Below are 12,467 nucleotides of genomic sequence, written 5' to 3'. Positions count from 1 at the left end.
TAAATCTGTATTCTTACTTTTTGCTTCAATTCCTGCTTTCCGAGCAAAACGAAAGCATCACACAGCCCCATAAACACACCATTTTAAAAAACGATATATTTATCATTCGTGTCATGCCCATTGAACATCTTATCCCGCCAGCCATTAGACGCAGGATATCCGTTCTTCGTTTCACATTTTTTTCTGGCATTAAAAGGTACCGTATCAGACCCGGTCTGAAAATAGGAGATACCAAATATAAGAATAACACAAACTTCTAAAAACGAAAAATGAATATCAAAGACAGCCGCCCAACAGGCGGGCTGAAGTTATTGTATGCAAAGGGACTGAAAAACTTGAAGGTTTTTTTGGCTGATGTAAAAAAAGGACCGGAGTCATCCAGTCCTTTCCCTGTCAAATTATCGCTTAGACCCTAAAAATATACAAAAATGCTTTCTTCACGTATACCTTTTGTTTTTTATAATCCAACCATGCAGCAGAGCTGGCATTTGTGACTGCTTAAACTGTTCTCCAACACTGGTCCTTAACGCGTCTTGCAAATTTCTGTTTCTCATTAGCGAAAAAAATTGTGAACTGGTTTCATCAGACCCGCCAATAAAGGAATTAGCTCCGTTTTTTTTCTGTTCAACAACGAGTTTTTTTCATACTTTTTAAATTGAGCCTCGACATACAGTTTTAGTTTTTCACTAATCATTTCCCGCTCTCCTTTTAGTCCCAGCTGCGTTTTAATATCTTAATTCTCACGGAGGTTTAATTTCTCGCCATTTTAATGTAATGTCTGTATCCAATTAGAGAAACTATAAATCCTAGTATTGTATAGCCCAGTACAACAAATGTTACCCATACTAGACTTTCTCCTCCCGATATCGTCGAGACCGATTGAATTAACCCTTGATGCGCCCAGTACTGAGGGAAGAGCATTCCAATAGTTTGAAGATAGCTTGGCAATTGATCATAAGGAGTCCATAAACCACATACAACAGCGGTACCTAATGCAATCACATTTGTCATGACCAAGCCGGTATTTTCAGTCTTTGCAAAGACCGAAATAGCAACTCCCCAGGATGTAACTAGTAAAGATATCAACACAACAACCCACAAATACGCCGGAAAATTATTAATTTCAATATCGTACAGAAATATTCCCAGAACGGAAAGGAGAAGAATTTGCATAAAAGTTATGACTAAAAAAGGGATACTTTTTCCTAAGAAGAAGTTATAAGGCTTTAAAGGAGTACTTGCCAGTCTTGATACAATTCCTTTTTCCCGATCCTTTACAAAACTTATAACGATGGAGATAATAATGAATGTTGAAAAGAATACGCTCATGCCGGTTACAGATTGAGAAGCTACTAAAGTTTTGTTTGCACTGTCTGTCGTAAATAGCTCAATCAGCAATATGATGGACACAATGGGTAATATAATCGTCCAAAAAAACAGAGACTTATCCTTTAACTGTTTTAGCGTTTCAATTTGAGCGAGCGGTAACATGATAAATTTCCCCTTTATTCTTCATCACGCAAATCAGTGCCGGTAAGTTTAAAGAATACATCTTCTAATTTTGGCTTATATAAAAACAACTGATGAGGCACAATATTGTTTTCCTTACTGACCCTAATTAAGCGCTCCATGGTTTCTAAAGGTTCTTTGGTTTTTATTATCAACCCTGAATTAACGACTGAAAACTCAAAACCATGGCTCTTTATTAATTCAGGAGACAATGAGGAGTTAAACATAATAGATGATTCTTCATGTCGTTTAAGCAGTTCATTTATTTCTCCTTCATCGATAATTTGCCCTCTGTCGATAAAAGCTACATAGTCACAAAGAGTTTCAATCTCTTCCATGTAATGACTCACATAAATAATGGTTTTACCGGCTTTTTTGAGTCGATTTACGATTTTAAAAATGTAGCGGCGTGATTGCGGGTCCACACCTACCGTCGGCTCATCTAGAATAATTAAGTCTGGATCGTGCATTAATGCACACCCGATATTTAAACGGCGCTTCATTCCTCCAGAAAAGTTCTCCACAACGTCGTTTGCCCTTTCTAACAACCCGATATCTTCTAACAGTTTTTTTGTTGTTTGCTTTAGTTTTAAGCCATTCAGCCCGTGTAACTTTCCGAAAAATTCCATATTGGTTTTTGCGGTTAATTTTTCTTCAAGGCTGATATCCTGCGGAACATAACCCAGCCTGCCATTTTCCTTGCCGACAAATTCAACCTTACCGTCATATTCGCGGATGATGCGCGAGATGATCTTAATTAAGGTAGATTTGCCGGATCCGTTCGGTCCAACAAGTCCATAGCAGACTCCTTTCGGAATTGTTAAAGCAACATTGTCCAAAGCCAGAGTCGTGCCATAGCGCTTACTTATATGTTCAACTTGCAGCATTTACACCATGCCCCCACTGTTATTTATTTTAAATATGGATTCAATCGTATTAATGTACTCCTTGTAGGCTGCTTTCCCTTCTTTCGTGATCTGAACAATAGTCTTCGGCTTTTTGGATACGAACTTCTTGGTTAGTTCTATATAAGCTGCATCTTCTAACTTTTTCAGATGCGAACCTAAATTCCCATCTGTGATGTCTAATGACTTTTTCAGGAAAGTAAAATCACATTGATCATAAGTCATCAATAAACTCATAATTCCCAACCGCACTTTGGCATGTATTAAATCATTGATATTGTTAACATTACTCATTTCCTTGCCCTTTTCTTTTCAAAATCATTCCTGTAAGTAATAGGCTGCCTCCGCCAATAAATGCAAAAACAATATTCATTGCATCAGGAAATAGGCAGAATGTAAGCATACCGAGTATGCTCAGCCAAAATCCCATAACAAAAATCTCTTTTGTTAACACGATGCCTAAGAATATGTACATAATAGACACCATTAAAACAATCAAAAACGATAGAAATTCTCCTGTTCGCGGCAATAATCCCATTAAAAACAGGAAAACAAAAATGCATACCACTAATATGAATCCAATCCAAGCATATTTTAATTGATTCTTTAAGAAAGTGGGCATAGGATCAAATTGTTTCTGCTTAAGATATGTCTTCAAAGTCAGTATCCATCCTAATACTGCCAGTATTAACCAGACACAAGCAAGGACTACAGAAAGTACCTTAAATAAAGAAACGGAATACGCAATAATCCATATACAGCCCCAAATAATGAAATATGGACTGGTTTGCCTTGAGTACTCAGTCTTGTAATTCGTCAAGACTTTGATATGAGATAAGTTTTCAGCTATCTCTGATTCACGAAAATTCTGATTTGACATAAGACAGGCTCCTCTTTTCGCAAAGTACTTTGTGAAACAGAGTATATTCTAATTCCATATATTTGTAAAGAGGTTTTATCCAAAATAGGCGCAACTATTTAGTCTTGGGAACAGCAGATGGGACTCTTTGCGCCGGTATGCTTCCATTACAGCATGAGACGTCCTTTATATAAGCATCCTAATAAAAAAGAGAAGCCTGCTGATCTTCAACTCAATAGATAGCATGCAATGGCTGTCTGAATTTCTGGCTAACGGAGGAACATATGGTAAAACTTTTAAGCCACACTTCTGATGACAATTTCTGCAGGTTTTAGAAATGACCAAAATAGAAGGTCCGGGAGTCAAGCAGGGAAGATATCTTGACCAGGTGTGGTTGGACAAGCCGAATGTATATCGATTGGAAAGCAATTCATTTTATTGAAGGAAAAAGGACTGGAGTCATCCAGTCCTTTTCATCACATTGGTCAAATCCCCGCCCAAACATCTTTTGCGTAAATGCCTTTTGTCTGGAGGTCCAAAAGCCATTCTTGCGCTTGCCGTTCGTCTGTTTCGTGGACCGACTGATACGCTTTTTGCAGCGTTGCCTCTACATCGGGCGCCATTTTGCTGCCGTCGCCGCATACGTAGAGGTGCCCTCCCCGGCCGAGGATGGAAATTAAAGCGCCGGCGTCTTTCGCCATTAAGTGCTGCACATACGTTTTCGGTACGCCTTCTTTGCGGGAGAAAGCCGTATGAAGCGTCACGATTCCGTCTTTTTCATAAGCTTCAAGCTCATCACGGTAAATAAAATCATGATCGTTTCTGCATCCGAAATACAGACGAGCCTCGCCCAGCTCTTTTCCTTCTTTTTTTAACGCCGCGCGGGCCTGCAGAAATCCGCGGAACGGGGCGACTCCTGTGCCGGGACCGACCATAATAATCGGTTTTTCCGGATCTTCCGGCAGCCGGAATCGTGTTTCCGGAGTGCGGACAAACATCACGATACCATCCTCAGGGCGGCGGTCCGCTAAATAATTCGAAGCAACTCCGCGATACTCACCCAAACCGCTCCGGGCGGGGCCGCGAACGACACCGACGGTAATTGAGGCCTGCCCGGGATGTTTCCGCGGCGAACTTGAAATCGAATAATACCGCGGCTTCAGCGGGCGCAAAAGCTCCAGAAATCGCTCAAACGGCAGTTCACACGCTTCATATTTTTCAAGGAGATCGAGCATTGAGACGCGCGGTGTTAAGATTTGCTCCTGATAGACGCCCTCCTCAAGAAAATCTTCCAATTCCCGTTTGTGCGGCGGACAGACCGTATAAGCGGCCATTTCCCGGATTTGAGCCCTTGATGCCGCTTCCTGCAATTCGACACAGCTGCTCAGAAGATCATGCAGCCTGACCGGCCGATCGAGCGGGAGATGAGCCGCGCTCTGTCCGCTGGCCGTCAGCAGCACTTGATCATTCCCGTTCAGATTGAACCGGCGGAGAACACGGCTGACCTGCTCTTTGCTGTTTACCGGCAGCACGCCGAGATGATCCCCTTCATGATAGGCAGCCTCTTTCGGCAGAGTGATTTCAATATGCCTTGTGCTCCGGCCGCTTTCCGGCGCCTGAAGTTCCCTGTTTTCCGCAACGGATGCGTAAACCGCCTCATACGTCTTTGCCAAAGGAGACCCGCCAAGCCCGCTGACAAATTGAAGACCCAGCGCACTTCGCTCTTTTTCGGCATTTTCATTCAGCTTGAGACCGAATGCCTTCATGGCGTCCGTCCACATGCTTTTTTTCCATTCATCAAGCTTTCCTTCAAAATCGCCGCTGACGTCCCCTTCGCCTCGTGCAGAAAAGCGTTCCGCCCCTTTTTCGGCAAGCTTCTCATCAATCAGCCTCGGCACAGCCTGATATGTCGCCGCCCAGTTATGATCACCGCAGCCGAAGACGGCATATCGGACGCCTTCCAGTTCCCCGCGTTTGACTTCTTCAAGCCATTGAACGAATTGTCCCGCGTTGCTCGGAGGCTTTCCGTTATAAGAGGACGTAATGATCAAGAGAGCTCCTTCTTTCGGCAGTTTTCCGATCCGGTCATTTAAAGGCGCCGTTTCAGTCCGGACGCCGTGCATCCCGGCAGTATCGGCAAGTTCCCGCGCCACGCCTTCTGCGGTTCCCGTATCTGAGCCGTACAAAATCAGAAGCGGTCGGTTATCAAGCCCGATAATGGATGCGCCTTTTGTTTCCCGTTTTTCTTTTTCGACGTCTTCCGCCGCTTTTTCAGCCGCCGGGAGAGCTGCCGCAACGGCTCCTTTGTTTCTCGGCCGCACCCGGATATGAAAGTCGCCGGGCTTAATCGTCAGTGTCTGTTTAATATCGAGCTCATAATCGGTGTGATCGATAAAGGTAAAATGCTGCAGAATCATCCCCAGAACAAGAGTTGCTTCATGCAGGGCGAACTGCATACCGATACACGCCCTCTGACCGTTTCCGAACGGCTTGTACGCATGGTGAGGCACTTGATCAGGATGTTCAAACCGCTCCGGATAAAATTCCTCCGCATTGTCTCCCCACGCGTCTTTATCACGGTGAAGCTGGGGAATTAAGACGGAAATTCTGTCTTTCGGCGTGATCGGATATTTCCCGCCGATCACCGTATCCTCTTTCGCATAAAGGCTGAACGCAGGCGCGGTCGGCCATAAGCGCAATGACTCCTGCAAAATCATTCGGATATAACTAAGCTCCAGTACTTGTTTATAAGAAGGAACGGGATCGGTCAAAACCCGATCGGCTTCTTCATAGGCTTTTTCCAAAACACGGGGATGTTTCAGCAGAAAGTAGATGGCAAAGGAAAGCAGGCCGCTGGTCGTTTCATGGCCGGCAATTAAAAACGTGATGATTTGAAACCGGATATTTTCATCATCAAGTTTTTCGCCCGTTTCCGGGTCTTCCACATTCAGCATTCTGGCCAGCAGATCCTTTTCATCCCGTCCGCCTGACCGGCGCTCTGCGATAATACTGTCTACTAACGAAAACATCGCCTGAATGTCATGATGAAATTGGCGCTTCGTCCTGATCATGAGCTTATCCTGAACATCGAGACGCTGCATTTGGTGCATCGCTTCATCAAGGGCGCGCACCATGCTGTTGATAAACGGATGAGGCGTTTCCCTGTAATAGCTGTTAAACCGATAGTTAAAGCCGCAAAGCCCGATCGTATCAAGCGTCAGGCGGGTCATATCAGCAGGCACATCAACGGCCTCATCCGGATTCAGCCTAGCCCATTTTTGAATCAGCTGCACCGCGATATCAGTCATCATCGAATGATAATCTTTCATCGCGCGCTGGCTGAAGGTCGGCATCAGAATATTATGCGCCTTTCGCCAGTTAGGCTCATGCGTCCAGCTTGTAAACAGCCCGTCACCGGAAAACGCCCGGACTTTCTCCAAAGCACCTTCAATGCTTTTATCGAACCGCTCTTCATCACATACCTCTTTCACCAGTTCATGTCCGGACACGACGATAATGGCGCCCGCCGGGGTATGCAGCTGAAAAATAGGCCCCTGCTCGTTTGCCAGTTTGATCAGCGACATTGTAGGCTTGTCTTTATCAAGCAAAGGGAGATTGCCGAGAGGACCGAATGTCTTCGGCTGCGGAATCGGACCTGTTTCCTTCATGAATAACACCCTTTCTTACACATTGATGCGTTCCTTCCAACTACAGTGCCCTTTTCACCGGCCGATTATCCGCCGTTACGGATCAATCCCCGGATTGACGATTGATAACGGTTTTTTCTATACTGGAGAGGCTTGTTAAATACAGAAATAAGGTGAGTTCACATATGGATTTTGAAATCAAGTTTTTATCGTTTTATGTCATTCAAGTGGAAGGAAAAGACGAACAGGCAAATAAACAGTTCAAACATTTCCAGACCCTTGACACAGACGAATTTGAAGAAAGCGAGCTGAAGGATTTTCTTGACGGGGAATTGAAGAAAATCGTCAAACGGAAAGCTGAACGGCATCCGCAATCCGAGCAGGTCCCCACAAAAATCGGCCATTTTATCACGGAGCCGGGCCATGAGCTTGATTCAAATCCGAATTACAACCTTTTCAACCGCGCCAGACTTGCGGATACGAAGGAAGCATTTATCGAAGCAAGCGAACAGTTCGTCCGCACTTACCTTGACACGAGCGCCGTTCGCGGCGGTGTTTTTATCGTGGCATCGGCCGTGCCGCGTAAATATTTTGAGGACAAGTTCGTCTTTATGATGAAATGCGATTTCGAGCCGAAGGTCGCCCGGATCTCAGACGCCTCATCTCTCATTAAAAAGGTCGAAATGGCCATCACGACAAAGAACATGAAAAGCATTCAATATCCGTATATGCCGGAAGAAGGCATGACGGAAGAGCATGAGCTGAAAATCCACCAGGCCTCGCACGCCCGTTATTTCGAAGATTTTCTCAAATTTGTCGAATATGGCGAATCGATGCCGGAAATCATGAAAAACCAAGTCATGAACATGGTGCAGGAGCACGTGTATGAAACTTTTGAAGAAAACAGTGAAGAGCTTCAGCAGTTTGAGCACGACATTGAAATTTGGGAAGCGAGTGAAAAGCGGGAAATTCAGGAGCGCCTCGACACCCATCAAGTCATCGAGGCATCCGCGCAGATCATTGAACACACGCCGGAAGCCGAGCTGAAAATGAAAGTCGGAGAAACAGAGATTAAAGGATTACTGGCTGATTTCGGCGAATCCATCCATCTCGCAAAAGTGAACGGGCGCTATGTCGCGCTCATTGAGGCGGAGACGATCTCGTTTGAAAAAGGCAGTTCGCCGGTGGAGTTTCACAAGCCTGAGGGGCTGCATGAGGTGATTGAGCGGATACGGAATAAATCTGAACAAGACTGACAAAAGTCCAGACGCCATGTTCTGGACTTTCTTTATTTAATAAGGCTCTTTGAGCAATCGATAGCATTCACCGATGATGTCTTGGACGCCGGGCGTTCCCTTTATCTCGCGGCGGACGATTTCAGATGAGAGATTCTGCACCTGTAATGCCCGCTCCGCCCGTCTTTCAAAGTATGATTGACATGCAGTTTCATGGTTTTCGTGCTTTTGCAGTTCTTCACTAAGCACAATCGCGTCTTCAATCGCCATCGCCGCTCCCTGCGCCAATGTCGGCGCTCCTGCATGGACGGCATCCCCGCCCAGAACGACGCGGCCTCTGTGCCACGGTTCTTTGACCGCCATCTGCTCAATCTTATGAAACAAAACGGGATATTCCCTTGACATATTCTCTGTCACAAACTTTACTCCCGGAATTCCGCGCAGCAAGTCTCTCACCCGTTCAAAACGTGTGTCCTCGTCATCCCTGAAGTCAGCGTCATACGGCCGGATGATAAATACGTATCCTGTTTTTTCAGAGAGCGGCACGACCCCGACCTGCGTCTGCCCTTTTTTATACATCAGTGTTGAATCATGAAAAACCGGCTCGGGAAAAGAAATGTAAAATCTGTGCGCTCCCATGCCGAGATACTCTGTTTTCACTTCCATTTGCAGCATTTGATCGCGGACAGCGGAGCGGATGCCGTCAAAGCCGGCGAGAATGTCAGCCGTCATCGCGGTTCCGTCTCCACAATGCACCGTTATTTCATCTGCCGTTTCTTCGTAAGACACGACTTTTTTACCGGGCAGAATCGTGACTCCCGCCGCTTCAGCATGCTTCCTGAGGATATCGTTTAATGTTTGCCGCAATATATTATTCCGCCCCGGCAATGTATCATCTAAAAACGCCTCACTCACTTTAAACTGCAGCGTTCCGTTTTCATCATGCTGCTTCAGCCAATCCGTTTGAAAGCCGTGTTGACAGCATTCATCATACACACCGATTTCCCGAAGCACCCGAAGCGCATTTTGAGGCTGAAGAATGCCCGCTCCGCTTTTTCGCATGTCGGACGCCGCCTCGCAAAGGGTTACTTCAAAACCCGCTCTGCCGAGAGAAATCGCTGCGGACAGGCCGCCGATCCCTCCGCCCGCTATGATGATCTTTTTCACTTCATGGTTCATCACGATACCGCCTTCTCGATTTATTTATCATTCATTAACTATTAGCCACCTTACTATATAGTCTGAAAAACTGTCAATCTTTATAGGTTGCCTTTTGAATCCGGCAAGCTTATACTTTGAATCACTAAAATGGTACGGAGGCTTACAAAATGGAGTTGAGACATTTGCCGGATTACTCGCAGATTGCCGGACGCGCTGAGATTTACGCCGGTATGGATGCTGAATCATTGAAAACATTTTTGACGTTATTTGATATGTCTAAAAAAATGAATCAGGTCATGGAGCATTATTTCTCAAGTCACGGATTGTCCGAAGGGAAATTCAAAATTTTAATGTTTCTGTTTGACGAACCCGGCCACAGCCTGAGTCCGACGGAGCTGGCGAAAAAATCCAATGTCACCAAAGCGACCATCACCGGATTGATCGACGGACTCGCACGGGACGGCTTTGTAAACCGCAGCCGGCATACCGGTGACAGACGAAAAATCAGCATCGAACTTACAAGGGAAGGAAAAGAAAAGCTGATGCTGTTTCTTCCCGGCCACTTCTCCAACATTTCAGCAGTCATGGAAAGCTTCACTGCTGGAGAAAAAGCGGAATTGACAAAAATGCTTGAAGTTTTATTTGATAAGCTTCTGCTGTTTTCCGGCGGCAGAACATAAAAAGGCGCCCCTCTCAGCAGGGCGCCTTTTTCGCGCGGTTAATCATCACTGTTTAAAATCCCGAAAAACCGAAGCAGGTTGATAAACAAGTTGATAAAGTCGATATAAAGCGTCAATGCCATCAAAGGAATCAGGTCAGCCGTGATGTCCCGGTGCTTGATCTGGTTCAGATCGTATAAGATGTACATTGAAAACACAATCGTTCCGATGACGGAATACGCCATCATGGCGGCGGAATTCAGCGGGCTGAAAATATTAAAGATCCCCACTGCGAGAAGCGCGATAAGAGCGACAAGCAAGAAGGACCATAAAAACGACAAGTCCTTTTTCGTTTTAGCGCCGATCGTGCCGAGCACCGCAAAAATCACAAACGAAGAACCGAATGCCTCCAATACGACATAGGCTCCGGCTGCGGACGCATAATGGCTGATGATCGGAAACAGCGTCATTCCGGAAATAAAAGCGAACGAAAAGACAAACACATATCCGACGGCTTTTTTTCGGCGCAGCCAAAATGCGGCGATGATCATGACGACCTCTAAGATCGACAGCGGCAGCATCAATGCCGGCGGAATGAACCGGCCCGTATACAGGCCGATTGTCGCAACTAACAGTGTAAACACAAATACCGTGATAATGCGCTGCATAATAGATTGTTTGCTCTCATAAGCAGCAGTTTGCATGTCAAAAGTCCTCCCAAAAAATGATCGTGATAGGTCTATTATAAATAAAATGGGAGAAATTTGCATGATTTTAAGAAGATTTTAAGGATGTCAGGCCTGACGTTTTGCTGCGCACTCCTGCATATCCATGAAATCATGCAGTTTTTTCGTCAATCCGCCGTGCCCGAATCGGATATTCCCCTTCTGCCCCGGCGTTTTCACGAAATCAAGGAATGCCAGCACATAAAGACGCCTGACGGGAATCGGAATGACGCCCGCATCATAAAACCAGCCGTCAATTGTATTGAGCACGCCTTTATTTATGCCGTATTGCTTCGTGCACCAATGCAGAAAGCGCACTTCGGGCAGGTGCAGATACCGGCTCTCCCGGAAAGGAACAGTTGAATGCTTCATATGTACCGCCTCCTGTCATTGGCTGTTTTTTAAGATTGTTTTAATTCTTTGCTCTTCAGGGAAAATCGATATTTCTCCACCTTATCAATTTGTGTCACTTGGGAATTATGAACCGTAATCTGAACAGTCCCGAAATCGAGCGTTTCCAGCGCACTGATAATCTTTTCGATCACATGCGGATCTACGTTTCCTTTGGACGTCATCATGCTCCCCCTTTATGTCTGGCCGTTCGTCTTTTGACAATGAGTGTTTTAATTCATACTATTCTGATAAGAAATATATAATTATACTATTATGTTTTCATTCAGAAATCAACAGCATTTACACAATTTTCGGATATGTTTTCTTTGCGAAAACTTTCACTTCCTTCGCTTTGACATAAACCGTGTCGCCGACGCCCGCCCCCAAGGCGTCATATTGCTCTTTTGAGAGCTCAATCTCCAAGTGCTGGCCTGTGTCGGTACGGACGGCTTCCAATCTGACGGACGGTCCGATGGCGCGGATATGAGCCGCCTTTGCTTCAAATGAATGCAGACCGGACGGTTTTTTTTCTACGGTAAAATGGTGCGGCCTCACATAAGCGATCCCCTTGTCCTGATCAGCATGCCCGACAGGTATTGCCGCGTTTCCGGTGATCAGCTTTCCTTCCTCCACTCTTCCTTCAAATACGTTGACACTGCCGAGAAAGTCGTACACAAACGGATTTGCGGGGTGATCATACACCTCCTGCGGCGTTCCGATCTGTTCAATTGCACCTTCATTCATAATGACGATGCGGTCGGCCACATCAAGCGCTTCTTCCTGGTCGTGAGTGACGAAAATACTTGTCATGCCGAATTCATCATGAAGCCGTCTGAGCCATTGCCTTAACTCTTTTCTTACTTTGGCGTCAAGCGCGCCGAACGGTTCATCCAACAGCAGAATGTTCGGTTCTACGGCCAAAGCGCGTGCGAGGGCGGCTCTTTGTCTTTGTCCGCCTGACAGTTGCGAGGGATAGCGCTTTTCATAAGGTTCCAGTTTCACAAGCGCCAGAAGCTCTCTCACCTTTTCGGCAATTTCCTTTTTGGCGGGACGCTGCTTTCGCGGACGGACTTTTAATCCGTAGGCGACATTTTCAAAAATCGTCATCTTGCTGAATAACGCATAGTGCTGAAACACAAAACCGACATGTCTGCTTTTTACATGCGTATCCGTCACATCTTGTTTTCCGAACAGGACACGTCCCCCATCTGCCTGCTCGAGGCCGGCAATGACTCTCAATAATGACGTTTTGCCTGAGCCTGACGGGCCGAGAAGCGCAACCAGCTCGCCATTATTGACGTGAAGATTGATATCCCGCAATGCCTGATAGTTTCCGTAATGCTTAGAAATACTGTCGATCGTAATCTCCATAAT

General features: G+C 45.7%; 12 protein-coding genes. 2 read left to right on the top strand and 10 right to left on the bottom strand.

Annotated elements, in window-relative coordinates:
- Positions 1–750: 750 nt before the first annotated feature.
- The 5 genes from ACWJJS_RS18315 to ACWJJS_RS18295 form a co-directional block, all read right to left on the bottom strand.
- Positions 751–1,491: an ABC transporter permease gene (locus ACWJJS_RS18315; RefSeq protein WP_077721926.1), complete on the bottom strand. Its 741-nt coding sequence runs from the start codon at positions 1,489–1,491 to the stop codon at positions 751–753.
- A 14-nt stretch (positions 1,492–1,505) separates the two neighbouring features.
- On the bottom strand, positions 1,506–2,396 hold the full coding sequence (locus ACWJJS_RS18310; protein ID WP_454023150.1) for an ABC transporter ATP-binding protein: 891 nt from the start codon (positions 2,394–2,396) through the stop codon (positions 1,506–1,508).
- Positions 2,397–2,708, bottom strand: a complete 312-nt coding sequence (locus ACWJJS_RS18305) for a winged helix-turn-helix domain-containing protein (protein WP_007609957.1) — start codon at positions 2,706–2,708, stop codon at positions 2,397–2,399.
- Positions 2,701–3,294, bottom strand: a complete 594-nt coding sequence (locus ACWJJS_RS18300) for a hypothetical protein (RefSeq protein WP_077721924.1) — start codon at positions 3,292–3,294, stop codon at positions 2,701–2,703. The genes ACWJJS_RS18305 and ACWJJS_RS18300 overlap by 8 nt, the downstream gene beginning before the upstream one ends.
- A 464-nt stretch (positions 3,295–3,758) precedes the next feature.
- Positions 3,759–6,941, bottom strand: coding sequence for a bifunctional cytochrome P450/NADPH--P450 reductase (locus tag ACWJJS_RS18295; RefSeq protein ID WP_454023795.1), 3,183 nt, complete (start codon positions 6,939–6,941; stop codon positions 3,759–3,761).
- 164 nt (positions 6,942–7,105) lie between these two features.
- On the opposite strand from ACWJJS_RS18295, the gene ACWJJS_RS18290 reads away from it, so the two are divergent.
- Positions 7,106–8,176: a DUF3900 domain-containing protein gene (locus ACWJJS_RS18290; protein ID WP_003155683.1), complete on the top strand. Its 1,071-nt coding sequence runs from the start codon at positions 7,106–7,108 to the stop codon at positions 8,174–8,176.
- Positions 8,177–8,212: 36 nt separating this feature from the next.
- Here the strand turns inward: ACWJJS_RS18290 and ACWJJS_RS18285 are convergent, their stop codons facing one another.
- Positions 8,213–9,334 carry an FAD-dependent oxidoreductase gene (locus ACWJJS_RS18285; RefSeq protein ID WP_454023822.1) on the bottom strand — a complete coding sequence of 374 codons (1,122 nt, stop codon included), beginning with the start codon at positions 9,332–9,334 and terminating at the stop codon, positions 8,213–8,215.
- A gap of 149 nt (positions 9,335–9,483) precedes the next feature.
- Here ACWJJS_RS18285 and ACWJJS_RS18280 point away from each other — a divergent pair, with 149 nt between their 5' ends.
- On the top strand, positions 9,484–9,996 hold the full coding sequence (locus ACWJJS_RS18280; protein WP_109566772.1) for a MarR family winged helix-turn-helix transcriptional regulator: 513 nt from the start codon (positions 9,484–9,486) through the stop codon (positions 9,994–9,996).
- A 38-nt stretch (positions 9,997–10,034) separates the two neighbouring features.
- Here ACWJJS_RS18280 and ACWJJS_RS18275 read toward each other — a convergent pair whose 3' ends face one another.
- The 4 genes from ACWJJS_RS18275 to ACWJJS_RS18260 form a co-directional block, all read right to left on the bottom strand.
- Positions 10,035–10,679 carry a Bax inhibitor-1/YccA family protein gene (locus ACWJJS_RS18275; protein WP_094247178.1) on the bottom strand — a complete coding sequence of 215 codons (645 nt, stop codon included), beginning with the start codon at positions 10,677–10,679 and terminating at the stop codon, positions 10,035–10,037.
- 90 nt (positions 10,680–10,769) lie between these two features.
- Complete coding sequence (locus ACWJJS_RS18270; protein WP_003155691.1) at positions 10,770–11,072, bottom strand: hypothetical protein; 303 nt, start codon at positions 11,070–11,072, stop codon at positions 10,770–10,772.
- Positions 11,073–11,101: 29 nt separating this feature from the next.
- Entirely contained in the window at positions 11,102–11,275 is a 174-nt protein-coding gene (locus ACWJJS_RS18265) for a YezD family protein (protein ID WP_070081483.1), read from the bottom strand.
- Positions 11,276–11,393: 118 nt separating this feature from the next.
- Positions 11,394–12,464: a sulfate/molybdate ABC transporter ATP-binding protein gene (locus ACWJJS_RS18260; protein WP_182069662.1), complete on the bottom strand. Its 1,071-nt coding sequence runs from the start codon at positions 12,462–12,464 to the stop codon at positions 11,394–11,396.
- Positions 12,465–12,467 lie beyond the last annotated feature (3 nt).

The organism is Bacillus sp. JK106, assembly GCF_053663355.1.
This window is presented reverse-complemented; position numbering and strand designations above follow the sequence as displayed.